This window comes from Streptomyces sp. ICC1 (assembly GCF_003287935.1).
Lineage (GTDB): Bacteria > Actinomycetota > Actinomycetes > Streptomycetales > Streptomycetaceae > Streptomyces > Streptomyces tritrimontium.
In genome coordinates, this window is sequence record NZ_CP030287.1 from 8979416 (window position 1) to 9000378 (window position 20963).

Genomic DNA, 20963 nt, shown 5'->3' on the forward strand with positions numbered 1-20963 from the left:
AAGAGGGTTGTTTCGAGCCGCATGAAGTTGATTATGCGCCAGTTTCGCCGTAAGGCCAGGGGAATGCCCCATTCCGGTGAAAGGCCCGCGCCGCCCGATGATCGCAGCAGTTGTACACGCGACATGCTCATGTCCATTCGCTCCGAGAAGAGGCAGTGGCGCGACGTCCGCTCACCGGAGCCCCCTCCCCGGAGAACAGTTGTCCGGGGAGCGGGAATCGGATGTACTGCGGTGCGGCCCGAAGTGCGGGCAGGTTTCGGGGAGGGGCACCACGATGGACGCGGACCAGCGGCCGGCCGGGCGGGGGAGGGGACCCGTGTCGCACCGCCGCCGTTCGGGCTTCCGGAGCCGCAGACCCTTCTGGGCCCTCTTCCTGTCCGCCTTCCTCCTCGTCGGCGTCTGCGCCGCGACCGGCCTCGCCTGGGACCCGAAGACGGTCGCCGGCCGGACGGACGGCCCCGGGCCCGGCCCCGCCGACACCCGTCGGGGTGCGGTGGCGCAGCAGGCGGGCCGCCAGGTATCCGGCGGCGGCGAGCCATCCGGGCGCGCCCCTCGGGTCGAACAGCACCACTTCCAGTCGTCCGCTGTCCGGCCGCGCCGACGGCAGGAGGGGCAGGCCCCCTTGGAGCGTTCCGACGTTCCCGATGACCACCATGCGGGCCCGGCGCCGCTGCCGGCGGCCCCCGTCGATCCGCACCGTGAGCCGCACACCGGGGTCGCGCAGGTGCCGCAGGGCCGACAGGACGTACGCGGCCCACCCCATCCGCGACTTGAGCCGCGGGGAGGCGTCGCGGACCATCGCGGCGTCGAACCCGGCGCCCGCCATGACGGTGAACCGCGTCGGCGGGAGGCCGTCGCCCCGGACCCGGCCGACGTCGATCCCGAAGCTGTCGCCGGCCAGGGACGCCTCGAGGGCGACGGCCGGGTCCATCGGCAGGCCCAGGTTCCGGGCGAGGAGGTTCCCGGTGCCGCAGGGTGCGACGGCCAGCGGGATACGGGTGCCGGCCAGGACGTCGGCGCAGGCACGTACGGTGCCGTCGCCTCCGCAGACCACCACGAGGGCGGGGGTGACCGTGCTGATCTCCTCGGCCAGGGCCCCGCAGGGCCGTTCGGCGGTGGTCAGGATCCACCGCGGGTCCCGGTGGCCGTGGCCACGGAGCACGGCGGCCAGCCGGTCGGCGAGTTCGTCCGGGCAGCCGTGCGGGTGCCGGACCACGAGGACGGGGCCGCCGGTGCGGGAGGCGGGCGCCGGGCCGGGCCGGGCCGCACGGTCGGGCTCCGGACCGGACCCCCGCCCGTACAGCAGCGCGCACCCGGTGATCAGCAGGGTCGCCGCGCCGTTGAGCAGGCCGCCGGCCACGTCACTGGGGTAGTGCATGCCGCGGTACATCCGGGCCAGCCCGACGGCCGGCGGGATCAGCAGCAGGCAACCCGCCACGGCGAGGCGCCAGGGTCCGCGCATGCGCAGCCAGGCGATGACGGCCAGGCCTCCGTAGAGCGCGAGGGAGGCCCCGACGTGCCCGGAGGGGAAGCTCGATGTCGGCGGAGCGGCGTCCAAGTGGCCGACCGCGGGCCGCGGACGGTCCACGAAGGCCGTCACCACCAGGAAAACGGCCGACTGCGCGGCGACCGCGACGGCGAGGAACAGCGCCTCGGTCCGCAGTGCGGCGCGGGGAAGAGCGCGGGGCGGGACCACCGGGAGCACCAGCGCCACCGCCCCGTACATGCCCGGCCCCGTCACCCGCAGCCCCCACCGCTCCAGGAACAACGCCACCCGCGCGGGCAGCGCCTCGACGAACTCCCGCCCCGCGACGCCGTGGTCACGCAACTGCGCCCGTACGAACGCCTCGGGCAGAGCGGGAATCCCGGGAATCTCGACCATGGCCCAACCCTAGGCCGACACCCCCCGACGGACTCGCGACTCAGACCGGGCTCAGACCGGGCTCAGGCCGGCGCCCCGATCCCCACGCGCTTCAACGCCTCCTTGAACGCGGCCGCATCGAACATCGACCCGTCCCTCGACCCGACCGGCTTCCCGTCCACCAACACCAACGGCGTCGCCTGCGCGCCCGTCGCCTCGAAGCCCCGCTCCGCCTCGGCGACCCACCCGCCGTACCGCTTCCCCGCCACCGCCGCGTCGAAGTCCTCCCCGCGCAGCCCCGGCACCACATCCGCGATCTTCAGCAGCAGCTCGTCCGTGTACTTCCCCCTCGGCTGACTCGCGAAGACCGCCGCGAGGTACTCCGCGAACTTCCCCGCCTCCGCCGACGCCCGCAACGCGTTCACCGCCTTGACCGAACCGCTCGCCCCGCCCTGGTCCAGGAACGACGCCAGCCCGTACTCGATCTTCACCCGGCCATCCACCGCGAGCTCCAGCAAAGCCTCGCCACCGGTCTCCTCGAACTGCGCGCAATGCCCGCACTTCGGATCCACCAGCACCTGCGCGGTACGCGGCGCGTCCGCCCTGCCGACCACGACCTTCGGCCCGTCCACCCTCGCCGGCAGCTCCGCGAGCCGGTCCGCGATCGGGCTGGTCCGCACCACCACCTCCGAGGTCGCCGAAGGCCTCCCCCCACCCGCACCGAACCCCGAGCCGGACCCGGAACCAGACCCGGAGCCGGACCCGGACCCGGAACCAGACCCGGAGCCGGACCCCGACCCGGACCCCGTACCCGACCCGCACCCGGCGACCGCCCCGACCAGCAACGCGGCGGCGGCGACCCCCGCGACCAGGTTCCCCGACCTGCGCATCCGCACGCCTCCGCGCACCATAAAACCAAACCTCTCACCCGAAAAGCACCCAAACTCCCCGCACCACCCTAAGGACCTGCCCCTTATACACATCTCACGCTGCCGCCGAGCTACACCGCCGCGCTGATCGCGCTGACCATCGACGAGGAGGGCCAGGCCCGCACCGTCGAGCACAAGGTCGCCATCGCCGAGCGCCTCATCGAGGACCTGACGGGCAACTGGGGAATCCACGAGTCGGACATCCTCATCGACACCCTGACGTTCACGATCTGCACGGGTCAGGAGGAATCGCGGAAGGACGGCATCGCGACGATCGAGTCGATCCGCGAGCTCAAGCGCCGCCACCCCGACGTTCAGACGACGCTGGGTCTGTCGAACATCTCCTTCGGCCTCAACCCGGCCGCCCGCGTACTGCTGAACTCCGTCTTCCTCGACGAGTGCGTCAAGGCCGGCCTGGACTCCGCGATCGTGCACGCGAGCAAGATCCTGCCGATCGCCCGCTTCGACGACGAGCAGGTCGGCACGGCCCTCGACCTGATCTACGACCGGCGCGCTGAGGGCTACGACCCGCTGCAGAAGCTGATGGCCCTCTTCGAGGGTGTGAACACCAAGTCGATGAAGGCCGGCCGGGCCGAGGAGCTCCTCGCGCTGCCGCTGGACGAGCGGTTGCAGCGCCGGATCATCGACGGCGAGAAGAACGGCCTGGAAGCCGACCTCGACGAGGCGTTGGAGACGCGTCCGGCGCTGGAGATCGTCAACGACACCCTCCTGGAGGGCATGAAGGTCGTTGGTGAGCTGTTCGGTTCCGGGCAGATGCAGTTGCCGTTCGTGCTGCAGTCGGCTGAGGTGATGAAGACGGCGGTGGCTCATCTGGAGCCGCACATGGAGAAGAGCGACGCCGACGGCAAGGGCACGATCGTGCTGGCCACGGTCCGCGGGGACGTCCATGACATCGGCAAGAACCTGGTCGACATCATCCTCACCAACAACGGCTACAACGTCGTCAACATCGGCATCAAGCAGCCGGTCTCCGCGATCCTGGAGGCCGCGCAGGAGCACAGGGCCGATGTCATCGGCATGTCGGGGCTGCTGGTCAAGTCGACGGTGATCATGAAGGAGAACCTCGAAGAGCTCAACCAGCGCAAGCTGGCGGCCGACTACCCCGTCATCCTCGGCGGCGCCGCCCTGACCCGCGCCTACGTCGAACAAGACCTCCACGAAATCTACGAAGGCGAAGTCCGCTACGCCCGCGACGCCTTCGAAGGCCTGCGCCTCATGGACGCCCTCCCCCTCCACTCGCGCTCGCATCAGCCCGGAGAAATGACCCTGTGCGCCCCCCTGTGCTCCGCTGGCGCGGTTCAGATGGGTTAGGTCGCGCTTACCGACAGTTCCCCTCGGGCATCCACCGTCGTAGAGTCACTTGACGCCAGACCTGGTCGAGCCGACTCCCCCTCCCGCTTCGAGGACGGATATCGTCATGCCGCGTCCGACTGCCGCACAGCTCGCCTACGGGTCCGCCACCGTCATCGTGTCGACGATCGCCATGCTGCTGCTCTCGCAGACGAGCACCGGGCTCGGCGTCGCGGTCATCTCCGCCGCCGCGCTCGCCCTCGGGCTCCTCGTCGCCCTCACCGTCCCCGGCCCTCGCCGGCGCGGGCGGCACGCGGCGACCCGCCCGAGGACCGCCTCGCCGGTCCCCGACACCGTGCCGCGGGACGTGGCGGCCGCCGCGGCCGTCGAACACCCCGTGCACCACTGAGCCTTCGCCTTCGCCGGGCGCGCACAGCGCCGCGCGGGCGGCCTCCCCGGTGGGGAGACCGCCCGCGCGCCGAGCTGCGTACGCCTGGGGCCGTCAGGTCGCCCGGACCACCACGGTCTTGGCCACCTTGTCGTGCAGACCCTGCTTGTAGGGCTTGTCGACGAGCATCGAGATCACGAGTGCGATCGGCCACAGGCAGAAGCAGCAGATGAGCGTCGGCAGCCAGAGCACGGCCGCCCGGCCGAGGGCCGCACCGGACTGCGGGACGCTGCCGTCGTTGAGCATCGCGACGCGCAGGCCCAGCCACTTCTTGCCCAGGGTCTGGCCGTTCTTCTTGGTGAACCACCAGTCGTAGCCGACGTACGCGGCGATCGAGATCAGCGTCATGACCAGGCCGCTGCCGCTGTACGACTTGGTGATGACCTCCGTGACGTCCTCACCGTCGTTCGTCTTGACCGTGTAGCGGTTGCGGTCGCCGACGGCCAGCTGGATGAGGAAGAGCGGGACGGCGATGATCAGGACGTCCAGGACCCGGGCCGCGAGCCGCTTGCCGAAGTCGGCGAGCGGGGGCATCCCGGCGAGCGGGTCGGGCATGCCGTGGCCGCCGCCCCCGCCGTACGGGTCTCCGCCGCCTCCGTAGGGGGGCGGCGGGGGCGGGTAGCCCCCGCCTCCACCACCGGGAGGGGTGGGGACCTGTGCGACGGGCGGCGGCGGGGCGGAGGGGAGGTCGGCACGTTGCAGCCGGTCCAGGCCCAGGTCGACGCGCCGGGCGGGATCCGCCGGATGGGCGGCCGCCAGGAGTTGGAGGCTGGGCCGGGAGTCCGGGAGGAGTCGGCCGACGACGCGCAGACGCGTGCCGGGCAGGGCCGCCAGCATCCGGAGGTTGTCGCGGTACGCCAGCGCGGGATGGTCGTGGGCCGCGGTGAGGCGGAGCGTCAGATCGTCGCACGTGGCGAGGAGGCAGTCGCCGCCGGTCTCGCGGGCGGGGCCCAGGATCGTCACGTCGAGGAAGAGCAGGTCGGCGCCCGGGGCCCGGGAGTGCAAGGCGCGCGCGACCTGTTCGGCGGGCGGCGGGGCCCACAGGGCGGCGAGGGGTTCGTCCGTCCAGGCCGCGCCCGCCGCCTGGACCGCCTTGACCCCGGCGCCCGCGCCGAGGCGGCCGGTGGGCGAGACGGTGGCCCCCGACAGGGCGAGCCCTGCGTGGGACAACTGGCGGTGGGTGAGCGCGGTGTCGCCCAGGCGTACGGTGCGCCCGGCGGCCGCCGTGGCTCGGCCGGGGCCGCCCGGGGCGATGTCCGAGACGGTGTAGAGGCGGCCGTCGGCGGCGGCGGTCCAGGTGATGGCGCCCGCATAGCCGCCGGCGGTGATCAGGGGTTCGGTGAACAGGCCGTACAGGCGCAGGGATCCGTCCGGTACGTAGGTCTGCCGGGCGGTGCCGCGCAGGGCGGCCAGTTCGGGGCCGGTGGCGTCGGGCAGCCGGTGGGCGGCGGCGAGCAGTTCGAGGACGGCTGCCGTGAGGTCGGCGAGGCGGTGGGCGGGGTCGGCGGAGCGGGCGGAGCGCAGCGCGGTGACGACGGAGACGGCGGCCGCGGCCGGGCGGGGCAGGCCGCTGAGCTTGGCGGTGTGGGCCGCCCGCAGCAGTTCGGACTGCAGGACGGCTCCGGCGCCTTCGATGCCCGTGTCGAGCAGGGCGGCGCCCGCTGCCCACAGGTGGCCGGCCGCGGCACGCTGCTCGGGGGTGGCCGTGCTCCCTTCGGCCTCCGGCGGCTGAGGGGGTCCGGCGGCCTCGCCGGGGAACGGTTGCCCGGCGTCCGGGTCGGAGGACCGGTCGGAGGAGGGGGAAGGGAGGGGATCGTCGGCAGCGTCAGATGTGGATAAGGGACAGGGCCAGGGGGTCATGTGCGGCTCACTTCGTGATGTGGTGGCACTGGCTGACCCGGCGCACGCCGTTGACGTTGAGGTGTGCGCATGCTTTGCCGTAGCGGGGGAGCGTCTGGGGCGCGTTGTCGCGCATCGGGTGGATCTCGCACTCGGTGTGGGTCTGCCCGCGGGCGGTGCGGTAGGTCTTGTTGTCGGTGTCCGCGTAGGTGAAGTCGATGCGCCAGTTGCAGAAGCCCGCGTTGAGGGCTCCGACGAAGCCGCAGTCGACGCCGGCGTTCTGGTAGGTGATCCTCCTGCCGTCGCCGCGGACGATGTGGGTGAACATGCAGCCCGTCGGCACCTTCATGGTGACGCCGCCGACTTGGTAGTCGAACCCGGTGACGGGGGTGGAGCCGATGGCGCCGGCATGCGCCTCGGCGGGTGGTAAGAGCGCCAGCGCGGTGGCGGTGGCGAGCGCGGCAGTGATCCAGGCGGTGAACGGCTTGCCCGTGGGTGTCCCCTTCTGGCGGAGCGTGTCGCAGATCGAAACTCCCGTCGCCTGCTCGGGGTTCTGTCCTGCGAGGCAGTCCACTACGAAGAGTGATCAGCGGATTGGCATGCTGACCGCCCGTAACCGGTCGCCCTGGGCTATGCCGTTGTCGGTGGGATTGCGCTGCGCTCCGGCGGCCGGGGGCTCTTTGCGTGTCCGGGGTGTTCGGCGGCCGTTGCGGCTTCGGGTTGCAGGGCCAGGAGCGGCTCGACGTGCTGTGCGGGTTCCTCCGCGCGATCGGCCGCCGGCTGGGGAAGGTGGTCACGATGTTCCCCGAGGGCGACTGGGACCAGGCGCATCCGGTGCTCGGGTTCACCGTCGAGGCGGACCGGGTGGTGCTGTTGGGGGAGCGGGCCGGCGGCTGAGTGCGCTCTCGGTGGCGAGATGGTCGCGTACGGGACGGTCGCGTACGGGCCGCCGGTGCTGCCTTGGTCGGTGGGCGGGCGGGCGCGCTGGGCATGGCCCTGACCGCGCTCCAGACGGGTACCGCCGACGTGGCGGCCTGGCGGGTCGTCGCCGCCTCGATGGTCATGGGCGTCGGCGCCGGCATGGTCCTGATGCCGACGATGGCCTATTGATCAGAAACGGTTCGGGTTCTGGGTCGTTGAGCTGGGTGTGAGCGATCTGGTGGGGGACGCACGGCATCTGTCGCCGTCGGCGCAGGAGGCCCTGCGGCTGCGGGCGGTGGCCGCGTTGGTGGCAGGGAGGGGCCGTGAGGACGTGGCGGCGGTGTTCGGCGTGTCGCTGAAAGCAGTCGACATCTGGTGGACGAAGTGGCAGGCCGGCGGCCGGGAAGCGCTCGTCATGCGGCCGCGCGGCAAGCCGGTCGGGGTGCACCAGGTGCTCGGGGAGGCCGAGCAGGCCGCGGTCCGGCAGGCCGTCCTCGATCACATCCCCTCCGACCTGGGACTTTCGGGTCAGCTGTGGACTCGGGGGCAGATAGGCGAGCTGATCTTCAAGCTGTACCGGGTCCGCTTCACCGAGCCCGGGGTGGGCAAGTACCTCAAGCGTTGGGGGCTGAGCTTCCAGCGTCCGGACAAGCGGGCGGTCGAGCAGGACGCGGAAGCGGTCCGCGTCTGGCACGAGGAGACCTGGCCGGCGATCCGGGCCAGGGCGAAGGCGGAGAACGGCGAAGTTCTCTTCGGTGACCAGGTCGGGGTCCGCTCGGACCAGGTCACTGGCCGCACCTGGGGTGCCAAGGGCGCGACTCCCATCGTCCGCCGCACCGGGAACCGGTTCTCCGTGAACGCGATGTCCGCGATCAGCACCCGCGGCCGGATGCACTTCATGGTCTTCACCGAGTCGTTCGACGCGAAGGTCATGTGCCGCTTCCTCGCCCGGATCGTCGGGCACTTCGACCGGAAGGTCCATCTGATCGTCGACCGGCACTCGGTCCACCGCTCGAAGACCGTCCGGGCCTGGCTCGCCGGCCACAAGGACGAGATCGAGCTGCACTTCCTGCCCTCGTACTCACCCGAGCTGAACCCGGACGAGCTCGTCAACGCCGACCTCAAACGCAGCCTGCCCCACACCCACCGGTCCAGGAACCAGGCCGAACTCGCCGCCGAAACCCGCAGGTTCTTCCACAGACGCCAACGTCAACCACACATCGTCCGCGGCTACTTCGGCGGCCCACACGTCCGCTACGTCCTGGACGAGAACCCTTTGAGTTTCTGATCAATAGGTATTGATCAGAAACTCAAAGGGTTCTCGTTCAGGACGTAGCGGACGTGCGGGCCGCCGAAGTAGCCGCGGACGATGTGTGGTTGACGCTGGCGTCTGTGGAAGAATCTGCGGGTTTCGGCGGCGAGTTCGGCCTGGTTCCTGGCCCGGTGGGTGTGGGGCAGGCTGCGTTTGAGGTCGGCGTTGACCAGCTCGTCGGGGTTCAGCTCGGGTGAGTACGAGGGCAGGAAGTGCAGCTCGATCTGGTCCTGGTGGCCGGCGAGCCAGGCCCGGACAGTCTTCGAGCGGTGGGCCGAGTGGCGGTCGACGATCAGGTGGATCTTCCGGTCGAAGTGCCCGACGAGCCGGGCGAGGAAGCGGCACATCACGGTCGCGTCGAACGACTCGGTGAAGACCATGAAGTGCATCCGGCCGCGGGTGCTGATCGCGGACATCGCGTTCACGGAGAAGCGGTTCCCGGTCCGGCGGACGATGGGAGTCGCGCCCTTGGCGCCCCAGGTTCGGCCGGTGACCTGGTCCGAGCGGATCCCGACCTGGTCGGCGAAGAGGACTTCGCCGTTCTCCGCCTTCGCCCTGGCCCGGATCGCCGGCCAGGTCTCCTCGTGCCAGACCCGGACCGCTTCCGCGTCCTGCTCGACCGCCCGCTTGTCCGGACGCTGGAAGGTCAGCCCCCAACGCTTGAGGTACTTGCCCACCCCGGGCTCGGTGAAGCGGACCCCGTACAGCTTGAAGATCAGCTCGCCTATCTGCCCCCGCGTCCACAGCTGACCCGAAAGCCCCAGGTCGGAGGGGATGTGATCGAGGACAGCCTGCCGAACAGCGGCCTGCTCGGCCTCCGACAGGACCTGGTACTCACCCACGCGACGGCCTCGTGGGCGGGACAGCAGTGCGTCCCGGCCGCCGGCCTGCCACTTCGCCCACCAGTTGTCCACGGCCTTCACCGACACCTTGAACAGGGCGGCAACCTCTACCCGGTCCCGGCCCTCCACCAGCGCGGACACCGCCAGCAACCGCGCGGCCTCCTGCGCATCCGGCGACCAGGCCCGCGCATCCCCCACCAGATCACTCACACACCGTCAACGAGCCTGAACTCAAAGCGTTTCGGATCAATAGAATGTGATTAGCGGACGTGTTGGGGGGGGGGCGGGCCGCCCCGGTACCCGCCACCCCGCGGAGACGGGCGGCCGGAAGCCGCCGGGCCTCCCGCCCCACCCCCCGGGCCGCCAAGCCGAGCCGTACGCCCGCCGCGACCGCCGGCGGCGGTTCCGGGGGTGCGGGCGGCTCCTCCGGCGAGTCCGGGGCGGAGTCCGCGGTCCTCTCCCTGGTCAACAAGGAGCGGGCCGCGGCCGGGTGCGGTGCGCTGACCGCGAACGCGAAGCTGAGCGCCGCGGCACGGACGTACAGTGACACCATGGCCCGCAGCGGCGTCATGTCCCACACCGGACCCGACGGGTCCACCATGACCACCCGCGTGGAAGCCGCCGGATACGGCTGGTCCCGCCTGGGCGAGAACATAGCCCGCGGCCAGGCGGACGCCGCCGCGGTCATGAAGGCGTGGATGAACAGCCCGGGCCACAAGGCCAACATCCTCAACTGCGACTTCCGGGAGATCGGCATAGGCCTCCACCAGGGCGACGGCGGCCCCTGGTGGACACAGAACTTCGGGACGCCGAAGTAGCAGCCACTCCCTCACCCGGCCCCCGCCCTCCGGCGGGGGCTCACGTCCTCCGACCCGTACGCGGGCCAGGAGGGCATCGGTGTTTCCCCCGCGGTCCGCGCCCGTCACGGGGGGAGGCGGTGACGGGCGGCCCGGCGCGCGTCACGGGGGGAGGCGGTGACGGGCGGCCCGGCGCGTCGGACACTATGGGGCCGTGCCCCGAATTCCGCGCTACCTGCTCATATGGCTGTCGTGCACGGCCGCCAGCGTGACCGCCGTGCTCGGCACGGTCCAGTTCGTGGTCGGTTCGACCAGGCATACGCCGCCGGTCGCGAGGTCCGCCCCCGTGGTCGTCGAAACGCCGCCGGCCTGGCTGGCGTCGCAGGGCCAGTCTCCGAGCCCGCAGTCCCCGAGCGCACCCCCCGGCGGTTTCCCCTCCGCGACCGAGTGAACGTCGCCCCCGGCTTCGTCGCCCACCCCCGCGACGGCTTCGTCGTGCACCCCCCCGCCGACAGCGCCCCAGTTCGCCGCCGACTGCCACGCGGGCGGGGGCAGAGTCAGAGGTGGATAAGAGACAGAGCGGGGGGCGCGGCCCGGCTACTTCAGGGCGTTGGCGATCTCGGGGACGACCTGGTCCAGGGCGTGGGAGACGGAGAGTACGGAGTCGGTCGCGAAGGCGGTGCTGAGGGTCGACTCGGGTTCGAAGACGATGGCGTGGCCGGCCTTGACGGCGGGAATCTCCCGGTAGAGGGCGTCGTCCTTGACCTTGGCGGAGGGCACGCCGATCGGCCCCATGATCACGAGGTCGGCGTCGAGCAGGTCCAGGTCCTCGCGGGAGACCTCGGTGAAGAAGGAGCCCCCGGCCTTGGCGTCGACCTTCGGGTTGTTCTTGAAACCGAGCCGCTCGAGGAAGTCGACACGGCCGCTGCCATGGACGTAGGCGCCGTAGCCGACGCTCGTGAGGGAGCCGGCGGTGACGGTCTTGCCCTGGAACTCGGGGTGTTGTGCCACGGCGGCCTTGAACTTCCCCTCGACGCCGGCGATGAGTTCCGCGCCCTTGGCGTGGAGGCCGAGGGCGTCGGCGACCATCGTGGTCTGCGACTCCCAGTTCGTCAGGTACTGGTCGCCGCCCTTCGGGACCCCGATGGTCGGGGCGATCTTGCTGAGGGTGTCGTAGCGCTTCTGGTCGCCACTGGACTTGGTGTCGAGGATCAGATCGGGCTTGAGGGCCGCGATCTTCTCGTACTCGGGCTCCAGGGTGCCGATCTTTTCGGGGCTCTTGGTGGAGAGGCCCTTGGCCCAGGGGCCGACCCCGTCGCCGCCGAAGGCGAGCCAGTCACTGGCGCCCACCGGCTGTACGCCCAGGGCCAGCGCGGTCTCGGCGTCGCCCCAGCCCAGCGCGACCACCCGCTGCGGCTTCTCGTTCACGGTGATGTCACCGAACTTGGTGGCCACCTTGACGGGGAAGCCGGCCTCGGATCCCGAGGCGGCGCCCTTGTCGTCCTTGGCGCCGGAGGAGCAGGCGCCGAGGGAGGCGGCCAGGGCCATCGCGGTGGCGAAGGCGACCACGGTCTTCCGGCGGGGACCGCGTGCACGGCGGGCGGGGGACTCGGGCGCCCCGGCGCGGGGGGTGTGCAGGCGGTCCGGGGCGGCGTAACCTGGCTGGCGCCATGCCGTACGAAGCACCCACTCACACCGTCGAACGCTCCCTCCGAGCGACCACCGGCGCCAAGGTCATCGCCGGGGTCGACGAAGTCGGACGAGGGGCCTGGGCCGGTCCCGTCACCGTATGCGCGGCGATCACCGGTCTGCGCCGGCCGCCCGCGGGACTCACCGACTCGAAACTGCTCACCCCCAAACGACGTGACGCGCTCGTCGTCGTCCTGGAGGACTGGGTCACCGCCTACGCCCTCGGGCACTCCTCCCCGGAGGAGATCGACGAGCTCGGCATGACCGCCGCCCTGCGCCTCGCCGCGGTCCGCGCCCTGGAGGCGCTGCCCGTGCGGCCCGACGCGGTGATACTCGACGGCAAGCACGACTACCTCGGTGCGCCCTGGCAGGTCCGGACGGTGATCAAGGGCGACCGGTCCTGCGTCGCCGTCGCCGCGGCCTCGGTGATCGCCAAGGTCCGGCGCGACCGGATGATGGCCGAAATCGGTGAACGGGGCGGCGGGATCGAGGATTTCGCTTTCGCCGCCAACGCCGGATATCCCTCGCCCGTGCACCGGGCGGCGCTGGAGGAGATGGGGCCGACCGCGTACCACCGGCTCTCGTGGTCCTACCTCGACGCGCTGCCCCGCTGGCGCCACCTCAAGAAGGTGCGCCGCAGCGAGGAGTCGATGGAGCTGGAAAACGGAGGCCAACTCGGCTTCGATTTCTGATCGCACACACGTGCCGCCCACCGGTACGTTTCGTACCGGTGTTTGATAGATGTCAACTCACGCCTCTTACCCCCGCCCCGAGGAGCCTCAGATTCACGAGAGTGCCCAGGGTCCCCGCGTCACGCCGGCCGCGAGCCGCACCGCGCAGACCCCCCGTCCCGTTCCTGGTCCGCGTCCAGCGCGCCCTCGGCGGACGCGGGGATCAGCTGGACCTGCGGTACCGCCGCCGAGACGGACGGCGTGGCGGCAGCTGCGGGAACGGGCCCGGGTGCGGCCTGCGGCGCGCGCTGCACGGGCGGTACGGGACGGGGGGCACGGCTTCGGGAACGCCTTTCGGCGGGCCACCCGGAGGGGGCCCGCCGAAGGGGGAGGGGAGGCACGGGGCTCAGCCGCGGGAGCGGGCCTTGCGGGCGCGGACCATGAAGCCGGTGCCGAGCGCGAGGACCAGCGCGGCGAGCCCGGCGGCGACGGCCGCGGTGGCGGCGCCCGTGGTGGCGGCGCCCGTGGTGTCGGCGGTCTCCCGCGCGGCGAGCTCGGCGCCCGCGGCGACCGGGCCCTTGGGGACGGCGACCGTCTGCGGCTTCACATCGGCGGTGGGCGCCGCGCTCGCCGCCGCGCCCGGCTTCGCGGACGGCGTCGTGCTCGGCTTGGCCGAGGGCGTGGTGGCCGGCTCGGCCTTCGGCAGCAGGTACCAGCCGCTCAGGGCGCCCTCGCCGAGCACGTAGACGTTGAGGATGTAGCGGCCCTCGTCCGCACCGGCGTCGATCTTCTTCAGGTCGTACTGGACGCCCTCGACGACGGCGCGGGGGTGGGCGGTGTCGAGCTTCGCCAGCACGCGGCCCGCCCAGCCGTCACCCGGCTTCCAGTCCGGGGCGACCGCGCGGATCCAGGCCTCGGGGCCCTCGGACTCGTTGCGCAGCACCGCGATCCGGCCGTCGGCGACCAGCACGCTCTCACCGTCGTACCGGTCCGTGTTCGACGAGTTCGCCGCGATCGAGGACACCGACACGGAGGTCACGGCCGCCACGGAGGGAGCGGCGGCGGTCGCCGCGAACGCGGTCGCGGCAGGCGCCAGCAGCACCCCGGCGAGGGCGGCGGTGACGATCGAGGTACGGAGGGCGGTACGCATAACGACTCCTTGGAGCATTGTCTCGGAAGGGGAGGAGAGCCGCATGCCGCGGTGTCGCTGTCGGGGTTTCGTCCGGTCAGGTCTGCGGGGCTGCTGATGAGAAATCTATGGATCATGATCGGCCGGAACGTGGGATTCCCGTCATGGTCGCGTAACACCGCCCACCAGCCCCCGCGGCCCCCCCTGGCGCTTATACACCTCTCCCGCCTCCGACGTCCCACGCCTGCTATTCCGCGGACGAGCCTCAGCAACTGCTGGCGGGAGAGCGCCGGGCCGGGCCGGCGGGGCGGTGCGGTTCAGCGGCGGGTGAGCCGCAGCCGGATGCCCTGCGGGTCCAGCAGGCCGGGCAGCGGCCCGACCGGGTCGAGCACGGGCCGGACGGCATGGACCCGGTGTCCGCGCAGCACCTCGGCGCAGAGCGCGGTGGTGACCAGAAGCGCCAGTTGCTCGCCGGGGCAGCGTCCGCCGGCGTGGCTGAAGGGGGCCATCCTCAGGTCGTGCTCCGCTCCGCGCGAAGCCCACCGGCCGGGCACGAAGACGTGCGCCGCCGGTACGTGTTCGGGGTCGCGCTGGTGGAACAGCGCGGGCAGCACCACGCAGGTCCCGGCGGGACGGCGCACGCCCCGCCATTCGGTCTCGGCCCGGGTGATCCGTATCAGGTCGGGGACGGCCGGGTAGAGCCGCAGCGCTTCGCGGACGCAGGCCCGCAGCCGGGGCAGCGCGCCCCGGGCGACGCCGGGCGCCCGCGCCTCGGCGGCGACCGCGTCCTGTTCGGCCGGGTGGACGCCGAGCAGGAGCAGGGTGCGCAGCAGGACGCCGGGGACGAGGTCGAAGGCCGCCAGCCACTGCGCGGCCTGCCCGACCGGGTCGAGGCCGCCGGTGGGGTCGCCGTGGCGGCGGGCCCGCCCCATGAGGGTGTGCGGCTCCGCGAGGTCGGCGTACGCGGCGATGCGCGCACCGGCCTTGGGGTGGAAACGTCCGGGCCGGCGGGTGAGTTCCGTGTCCTCGGCAGCCGCGTCGCCGAGGACGATGCGGCGGGCCGCGCGGGCCACCGCGTGGCGGGTGCGGGCGAGTTCGAGGGTGTTCCCCCCGGTCAGCCGCCGGGCCTCCTCGGCGAGCACGGAGAGGAACGGCCCGCAGGACGGGTGGACGGGCAGGCCGGCGGCGAGGACGGACTCGTCGATCGCCCGCCGCTCCGCGTGCGGTCCGGCGCGCGTGCAGCCGTCCGGCGCGCCCGGGGCGGGGGCGGGGGCGCCGGACGGCTGCACGCGCGCCGGACGCCTGAGATTCATGGCGGGCCGCCTGAGATTGACGGCCCGGTCCGAATGCGCGACCTCCGGGAGGTGGGCAGGCCGTGAACGGCGGCGGAACGCGGTGTGTGCCGTGCGGGGGCGTGCGGCGGTGTACGGGGCGTGCGGGGCCGTACGGGGTGTGCGGGCCGCTCCGGTTTCACTGACCCGCGGCAGCGGCCCCTGCCCGGTACCGCCCCGGGGTCGTCCCGAACTCCCGGCTGAAGGCGTGGGAGAACGCGTACGGCGTGCCGTAGCCGACACGGCGGGCGACATGGGCCAGGGGGTCCTGGGTGTCGCGGAGCAGGGTGGCCGCGAGGGTCAGGCGCCACCACGTGAGGTACGCCATCGGAGGCCGGCCGACGAGGGCCGCGAAGCGGCGGGCCAGGGTGGGGCGGGAGACGCCCGCCTCCGCGGCCAGGCGGTCGTTGGTCCACGGGGCGGCCGGATCCGAGTGCAGCGCCCGCAGGGCGGCGGCCACCACCGGGTCGCCGAGGACCGCCGGCCAGGCTCCGGCCGCCCCCTCGTCCATCCAGGAGCGGATCATGTAGACGAGAAGGAGGTCGGGCAGACTGGGGACGGCCATGCACGAGCCGGGCCGTTGCGCACCCAGCTCACGGCCCAGCAGGTCGATGGCGGAGCGGAGTTCGGGGTGGCTGCCCACCCGGTTCGGCAGGTGGACGACCTTCGGCAGTTCCGCCAGGAGCGGGTGCACGCGGCTGCGGTCGAGCCGGTACTTGCCGCACAGCAGCTCCACCTCGCCGACGCCCTCGCCGGTCCGGGGAGGGTGCGGGCGGCCCCTCCCGTCGAGCCAGCGCTCGAACGGCACGGCCCGCTCCACGGCCACCGCGTCGGCGGGAGCGTCGGCGAGCACGTGCCCCGTGCCGTGCGGCAGCAGCACCGCGTCACCCGGGCCGAGCGAGACCGGGGCTCCGTCGTCGGGCAAAAGCCAGCAGCCGCCCTCCAGTACGACGTGGAAGCCCGCACCCTCGTACGGGGCGAGCCGCGTGCACCAGTTCCCGCCTGCATGCCTTAGTGCGGGGGCCGGGGAGTGTGCAAAAGGGCCGGGCGCGGGGGGGGGTGGGGGCGGGTTCGACGGGTGCGCGCACAGGTCCGCGGAACGGGTCTTCGGCAGGCCCGCGGCGTCAGCGGCGGAGCCCGGGAAGGACCCCGCGAAGGCGTCCGCGGCGGAGCCCGCGAAGGCGCCCGTGACCGACCCCGCGAAGGCGCCCGCGCAGCGTCCCGCGAGGGCTGCCAGGCTGGCAGGATCCCATCGTTCGGCGTCCCGCCCGCCGCTGTTCCCCAGGCGCCGCGCGGCCGAGGATTGAGCCATGACGAAGAAGATCGAGATCACCGAAGACAGTGCCCTGCTGGTCATCGACGTGCAGAAGGGCTTCGACGACGAGACCTACTGGGGCCCGCGCGACAACCCGGACGCGGAAGCCAACATCGCGGCTCTGATGGACGCTTGGCAGGAGACCGGCCGCCCGGTCGTGCTCGTCCGGCACGTCTCCCCCGCCGGCACGGTCTTCGGGCCGGACCAGCCCGGCCACGCCTTCAAGGACATCGTCGCCGAGCGGTCGGCGGGAGCGGCCCTGACCATCACCAAGTCCGTCAACTCCGCCTTCTACGGCACCCCGGACCTCAGGGAGTGGCTCACCGCCCACGACGTCGGACAGCTCGTGATCGCCGGGATCCAGACCAACATGTGCGTCGAGACCACCGCCCGGATGGCCGGGAACCTGGGCTACGACGTCCTCGTGCCGCTCGATGCCACGCACACCTTCGACCTCGCCGCCGGACCCGGCCCGGACGCGCCGCGGATGACGGCCGAACAGCTCGTCCTCGCCACCGCCGTCAACCTCCAGGGCGGGGACTTCGCCCGGATCGTCAGCACCGCCGGGCTGCTCGACGCGGTCCGCCCCCGGGTCACCGCGTAGCACCGGGGCCCGGCCCCGCACGGAGTCCGGCCGCTCGTACCCGCGGACGACGGGGCCCACCAGGGGCGGCGGGTTTCGGTCTGCGGGGACCCGGGGGCCGGGCCCGTATACCAACGGCCGGGAGCGCCGCCGCGGCGGGGCGCGGCGCCCAGACGGCCGCCTTCGACGCCTTCAACCGGCTCCTCGACGGGGGCCGGATCCGCCGCCTGCTCACGCCGGCCGGCCCCGTCGAACGGCTGGAGGCCGCCGATCCGGCCCGGCTGCTCGGCCACCTCGCGGCCGCCGACTACCTCCGCCTGCTCACCACCGCCCCCGAACGCCTCAGGATCTGCGCCAACCCGACCTGCGGCCTGCGCTTCCACGACGTCAGCCGCAACGGCACCCGCCGCTGGTGTTCGAGCACGGGCTGTGGGAACCGGGCGAAGGCGGCCCGCCACTACGCGCGCCGGACCGCGCGCGCTTCGTGAGCCGCGGCCGGTCCAGGAGACGCAGCAGGGGACTGGTCATCGCCGTGGTGGCCAGCGCCACGAGGGTGAGGATGCCGAGCAGCCGTCGGTCGATGACGCCCGCCTGGTAGCCGATCTGGATGACCACCAGCTCGGTCAGGCCCCGGGCGTTCAACAGCACGCCGACGGTGAGCGCCGGCCGCCAGGCCATGCCGGTCAGGCGGGCGCACAGGGCGGGGCCCGCGATCTTGGCGAGGACGGCGAGTGCGAGCAGGACCGCGAGGACCGAGGCCGTGCGGGCGTCCCAGCGCAGGCCCGTCAGATCGGTCGACAGGCCGAAACCGAAGAAGAAGAACGGCAGCAGCACCGACCGGGCGGTCGAGGCCAGCCGCTCGGCGGCCCGGTCGGCGTGCCCGCCGCCGGTGTCGTCGGTGCGGCCGCTGGTACCGCCGCCGCTGGTACCGCCGCCGCTGGTACCGCCGCCGTCGGCAGCGGCGGCGCCGACCGGCCAGGCCAGACCCACCAGGAGCGCGCCGATCAGCTGGTGGACGCCGAGTGCGGCCGTCGTCGCGGCCGCGGCGGTGACCGCGACGACCAGCAGCACGGTGAGCACGGCGACCGGGTGCTCGCGGTCCCGGCCCGCCCGCGCCCACCGCCGCAGCCCCCCGCGCACCGGGCCGAGGCGTCCCACACAGAGTGGTTCGTCGCATGCTTCAGATGGGTTCAAGGTCCAGGCTTCCGATCGATCTGGCTCTCCGGCCCTCCGGGGAGCGGTGATGAGGAGTGGTGTCGTGAGTACTGGTGCTGGTACGGCTGAGCGGTTCGACCTGCCGGAGATCGACGAATTCACGCGGCCCTACTGGGACGCGGCGGCCGAGGGACGGCTGCTGCTGCGCCGCTGCGGGGAGTGCGGGAAGGCGCACCACTACCCGCGGGAGTTCTGCCCGGCATGCTGGGCGGGGGAGGACCGGGTGGCGTGGGAGACGGCGAGCGGGCGGGCCGCGCTGTACACGTGGTCGGTGATCCACCGGAACGACCTCTCGCCCTTCGGGGCGCGGGTGCCGTACGTGGCGGCGGTGGTGGACCTCGCGGAGGGGCCGCGGATGATGACCGAGGTCGTGGGCGCGGAGGGGGCGGAACTGCGGGTGGGAATGGACCTGTCGGTGACCTTCCGGGAGGCGGTGGACGGGATCTGGGTGGCGGTCTTCACCCCGGCGGTGGCCTGACGGCCCCGTCTCCGACCCTGGCCCCGTCCCCGGCCACACCGCATGCCTGGCCCACCTGACCGACACCGACCGCAACATCTATCTGGCCAGCCTGGCTCCTGGCGCCGACATCGACCACCGCGGCCTCCACTTCACCGAACCACTCCTCACTCCTCCACGCCCTGCGCGACCCCACCACCCAAAACCCCCACCTCGGCGACGCCCAGTTCGGCGGGGCGCAGTTTTCCGGGAACGCTGGGTTCGGCCGGATATCGCCGCGTCGACCAGCTCGGCGGTGAACACCTTCGTCAGGATCCCGATCCGCACCCGCTGGCCTGCTCGCCACCCCGTCACACGGGGCAACGGCCTCCGCAGCTCAAAAGCAACTGCATTGGCCTCGGCCGGCCCCTCCCGGCCCCGCCACAGCCAGGGCCGTGCGGGACGTACGGGCTGGAGGGGGCGTACGGGCCGGAGGGGCCGGCCGGCTCCCGCCAAGGAGGTCGCCGCCGGCGGCAAGAAGCTCTCGGCCTCCGAGGTCCGCATCGGCTACTTCCCCAACCTGACGCACGCCACCGCGCTCGTCGGCCTCCAGGAAGGCCTGATCGCCAAGGAACTCGGCGCGACCACCATCAAGCCGCAGTCCTTCAACGCCGGCCCCTCCGAGATCGAAGCCCTCAACGGCGGCTCTCTCGACATCGGCTTCATCGGCCCCTCCCCCTCGATCAACGCCTACGTCAAGTCCAAGGGCAACAACCTGCGCATCATCTCCGGCTCCGCCTCCGGCGGCGTCAAGCTGGTCGTGAACCCGGACAAGATCAAAACCCTCGACGACCTCAAGGGCAAGAAGATCGCCACCCCCCAGAAGGGGAACACGCAGGACGTCGCGTTCCTCAACTGGATCTCGGAGAAGGGCTGGACGGTCGACCCCGAGTCCGGCAAGGGCGACGTCTCCGTCGTCCGCACCGACAACAAGGTCACCCCCGACGCCTTCAAGCAGGGCTCCATCGACGGCGCCTGGGTCCCCGAACCCACCGCCTCCAAGCTCGTCTCCGACGGCGGCACCGTCCTCCTCGACGAAACCTCCCTGTGGCCCGACAAGAAGTTCGTCATCACGAACATCATCGTGTCCCAGAAGTTCCTCAAGGAGCACCCGGACGTCGTCGAGGCCGTCCTCAAGGGCACCGTCAAGACCAACGAGTGGATCAACGCCAACCCGGACAAGGCGAAGGCCTCCGCCAACGCCAAGCTCGCGGCCGAAGGCGGCAAGCCGCTCGACGCCAAGGTCATCGACCCGGCCTGGACCAGCATCCTCGTCACCGACGACCCGCTGGCCACCACCCTGAAGACCGAATCCGACTGGGCCGTCAAGGCCAAGCTCATCGAGCAGCCCGACCTCACCGGCATCTACGACCTGACGCTCCTCAACAAGGTCCTCAAGGCCGCCGGCAAGCCCGAGGTCTCCGACGCCGACCTCGGCGCCAAGTCCCCGGCGACCACCCCACCCGCCGCCACGCGGGCCGCACCCACGATCAGGAACTCTGATCCACGGCCGGACACCACGACCGAGACTCCGGGGATCCGGGGATCCGGGGATCCGGGGATCCGGGGATCCGGGGAGAGAACTCGGGGGCGGTGAGCAAACGAACGACGGCGTGACACCATCGGATACGTGCTCGACATCGGCTACTCCCTCTCCCGGCGCTTCCCGGACCCCCCGCAGACCGACTACCGCTCGGCGGACGTCCGCTCGCTGCGGCACGACCTGTTCTGCGGGGACGTCTACCTCGCCGACACCAACGCGGACCGGGAAGTGTCCACAGCCTGGGGATGGGTGCCCGTACTGGACTTCGCCTGGGCGCTGTGCGACATCGTCGAGCAGCTCGACCAGGACCCGCGGGGCAGCCGCTCCGCCAACCGCCAGCAGGCCGAGCTCGACTTCACCGAGTCCTCGGACCGCATGCTCTTCGAACGCCGCTTCGGCTGGGTCGACATCGAGGCAGACTGGATGCCGCCGGAGGAGGACCCGCTGACCTTCAGCCACCGCCTGCTGCGCCGCGAAGCCCGCGACTTCCTCCACGACGTGATCGCGGACCTCACGGACATGCACGACGGCCTGGCCGACAACCCGGTCATCTGGACCCTCCAGTCCCGCTTCCCCCGAGTCCCGGCCTAACGCCACCGCCGACGTACGAGGCGCGCGGCCTAGGGCGAAGCCCACCCCCCTCACCCCGGCCGACGCCCAAGGCCGGCCAAATCCAGCCCGCCGGCGTTTGAGGCGCGGGGCCTGGGGCTGTCTCTTACACACATCCCCGC

20 protein-coding genes and 3 pseudogenes are annotated in these 20963 nt (G+C 72.3%); 13 read left to right on the top strand and 10 right to left on the bottom strand.

Annotated features, from left to right (window positions below; all coding sequences use genetic code 11):
• Positions 1-127 precede the first annotated feature (127 nt).
• Positions 128-1882 carry a diacylglycerol kinase family protein gene (locus tag DRB96_RS42220; protein ID WP_239517852.1) on the bottom strand — a complete coding sequence of 585 codons (1755 nt, stop codon included), beginning with the start codon at positions 1880-1882 and terminating at the stop codon, positions 128-130.
• A 62-nt stretch (positions 1883-1944) separates the two neighbouring features.
• Positions 1945-2541 (bottom strand): thioredoxin domain-containing protein, encoded by a 597-nt coding sequence (locus DRB96_RS42225; protein WP_239517853.1) that lies wholly within the window; start codon positions 2539-2541, stop codon positions 1945-1947.
• A 327-nt stretch (positions 2542-2868) separates the two neighbouring features.
• Here DRB96_RS42225 and DRB96_RS42230 point away from each other — a divergent pair.
• Together DRB96_RS42230 and DRB96_RS42235 are read left to right on the top strand one after the other, a co-directional pair.
• Positions 2869-4038, top strand: a pseudogene (locus DRB96_RS42230) (B12-binding domain-containing protein); the annotation flags it as partial.
• Positions 4039-4228: 190 nt separating this feature from the next.
• The gene (locus DRB96_RS42235; protein ID WP_112453065.1) at positions 4229-4510 is read left to right on the top strand and encodes a hypothetical protein; all 282 of its coding nucleotides are present in this window, start codon (positions 4229-4231) and stop codon (positions 4508-4510) included.
• Between the two features lie 93 nt (positions 4511-4603).
• On the opposite strand, the gene DRB96_RS45730 is transcribed toward DRB96_RS42235, so the two are convergent.
• Positions 4604-6409, bottom strand: coding sequence for an RDD family protein (locus DRB96_RS45730; protein ID WP_239517854.1), 1806 nt, complete (start codon positions 6407-6409; stop codon positions 4604-4606).
• Positions 6410-6416: 7 nt separating this feature from the next.
• Positions 6417-6962 (bottom strand): hypothetical protein, encoded by a 546-nt coding sequence (locus tag DRB96_RS42245; RefSeq protein ID WP_343234694.1) that lies wholly within the window; start codon positions 6960-6962, stop codon positions 6417-6419.
• 110 nt (positions 6963-7072) lie between these two features.
• Between DRB96_RS42245 and DRB96_RS42250 the strand changes: the two genes are divergently transcribed.
• From DRB96_RS42250 to DRB96_RS42255, 3 genes are all read left to right on the top strand, one after another.
• The gene (locus DRB96_RS42250) at positions 7073-7285 is read left to right on the top strand and encodes a hypothetical protein (RefSeq protein WP_112453066.1); all 213 of its coding nucleotides are present in this window, start codon (positions 7073-7075) and stop codon (positions 7283-7285) included.
• 63 nt (positions 7286-7348) lie between these two features.
• The gene (locus DRB96_RS43610; RefSeq protein ID WP_162689042.1) at positions 7349-7498 is read left to right on the top strand and encodes a hypothetical protein; all 150 of its coding nucleotides are present in this window, start codon (positions 7349-7351) and stop codon (positions 7496-7498) included.
• Between the two features lie 37 nt (positions 7499-7535).
• Positions 7536-8597 (top strand): IS630 family transposase, encoded by a 1062-nt coding sequence (locus DRB96_RS42255; protein WP_204357964.1) that lies wholly within the window; start codon positions 7536-7538, stop codon positions 8595-8597.
• Positions 8598-8611: 14 nt separating this feature from the next.
• Here DRB96_RS42255 and DRB96_RS42260 read toward each other — a convergent pair whose 3' ends face one another.
• The gene (locus DRB96_RS42260; protein WP_204357965.1) at positions 8612-9673 is read right to left on the bottom strand and encodes an IS630 family transposase; all 1062 of its coding nucleotides are present in this window, start codon (positions 9671-9673) and stop codon (positions 8612-8614) included.
• 143 nt (positions 9674-9816) lie between these two features.
• On the opposite strand from DRB96_RS42260, the pseudogene DRB96_RS42265 reads away from it, so the two are divergent.
• Both DRB96_RS42265 and DRB96_RS43615 read left to right on the top strand, forming a co-directional pair.
• Positions 9817-10281, top strand: a pseudogene (locus DRB96_RS42265) (CAP domain-containing protein); the annotation flags it as partial.
• 193 nt (positions 10282-10474) lie between these two features.
• The gene (locus tag DRB96_RS43615; protein WP_162689177.1) at positions 10475-10711 is read left to right on the top strand and encodes a hypothetical protein; all 237 of its coding nucleotides are present in this window, start codon (positions 10475-10477) and stop codon (positions 10709-10711) included.
• A 146-nt stretch (positions 10712-10857) separates the two neighbouring features.
• Here the strand turns inward: DRB96_RS43615 and DRB96_RS42275 are convergent, their stop codons facing one another.
• Complete coding sequence (locus tag DRB96_RS42275; RefSeq protein ID WP_112454495.1) at positions 10858-11808, bottom strand: iron-siderophore ABC transporter substrate-binding protein; 951 nt, start codon at positions 11806-11808, stop codon at positions 10858-10860.
• A gap of 122 nt (positions 11809-11930) precedes the next feature.
• On the opposite strand from DRB96_RS42275, the gene DRB96_RS42280 reads away from it, so the two are divergent.
• A complete protein-coding gene (locus tag DRB96_RS42280; protein ID WP_112453070.1) occupies positions 11931-12641 on the top strand; it encodes a ribonuclease HII in 711 nt (236 codons plus the stop codon).
• A 385-nt stretch (positions 12642-13026) separates the two neighbouring features.
• Here the strand turns inward: DRB96_RS42280 and DRB96_RS42290 are convergent, their stop codons facing one another.
• The 3 genes and pseudogenes from DRB96_RS42290 to DRB96_RS42300 all read right to left on the bottom strand — a co-directional run.
• Positions 13027-13770 (bottom strand): hypothetical protein, encoded by a 744-nt coding sequence (locus tag DRB96_RS42290; RefSeq protein ID WP_112453072.1) that lies wholly within the window; start codon positions 13768-13770, stop codon positions 13027-13029.
• A 296-nt stretch (positions 13771-14066) separates the two neighbouring features.
• The gene (locus DRB96_RS42295; protein ID WP_162689178.1) at positions 14067-15062 is read right to left on the bottom strand and encodes a cytochrome P450; all 996 of its coding nucleotides are present in this window, start codon (positions 15060-15062) and stop codon (positions 14067-14069) included.
• Between the two features lie 157 nt (positions 15063-15219).
• Positions 15220-16083, bottom strand: a pseudogene (locus tag DRB96_RS42300) (AraC family transcriptional regulator); the annotation flags it as partial.
• Between the two features lie 307 nt (positions 16084-16390).
• Between DRB96_RS42300 and DRB96_RS42305 the strand changes: the two are divergent.
• A complete protein-coding gene (locus DRB96_RS42305) occupies positions 16391-16999 on the top strand; it encodes a cysteine hydrolase family protein (RefSeq protein WP_112453074.1) in 609 nt (202 codons plus the stop codon).
• Positions 17000-17259: 260 nt separating this feature from the next.
• Positions 17260-17466 (top strand): CGNR zinc finger domain-containing protein, encoded by a 207-nt coding sequence (locus DRB96_RS42310; protein WP_343234718.1) that lies wholly within the window; start codon positions 17260-17262, stop codon positions 17464-17466.
• On the opposite strand, the gene DRB96_RS42315 is transcribed toward DRB96_RS42310, so the two are convergent.
• The gene (locus tag DRB96_RS42315) at positions 17366-18136 is read right to left on the bottom strand and encodes a cation:proton antiporter (protein ID WP_162689179.1); all 771 of its coding nucleotides are present in this window, start codon (positions 18134-18136) and stop codon (positions 17366-17368) included. The genes DRB96_RS42310 and DRB96_RS42315 overlap by 101 nt on opposite strands.
• Positions 18137-18236: 100 nt before the next feature.
• Between DRB96_RS42315 and DRB96_RS42320 the strand changes: the two genes are divergently transcribed.
• The 3 genes from DRB96_RS42320 to DRB96_RS42335 all read left to right on the top strand — a co-directional run bounded on the left by DRB96_RS42320 (position 18237) and on the right by DRB96_RS42335 (position 20823).
• On the top strand, positions 18237-18671 hold the full coding sequence (locus tag DRB96_RS42320; protein ID WP_239516709.1) for a Zn-ribbon domain-containing OB-fold protein: 435 nt from the start codon (positions 18237-18239) through the stop codon (positions 18669-18671).
• A gap of 370 nt (positions 18672-19041) precedes the next feature.
• A complete protein-coding gene (locus DRB96_RS42330; protein WP_239517855.1) occupies positions 19042-20286 on the top strand; it encodes an aliphatic sulfonate ABC transporter substrate-binding protein in 1245 nt (414 codons plus the stop codon).
• Positions 20287-20319: 33 nt separating this feature from the next.
• Entirely contained in the window at positions 20320-20823 is a 504-nt protein-coding gene (locus DRB96_RS42335; RefSeq protein ID WP_112453076.1) for a hypothetical protein, read from the top strand.
• The last annotated feature ends 140 nt before the right edge of the window (positions 20824-20963 follow it).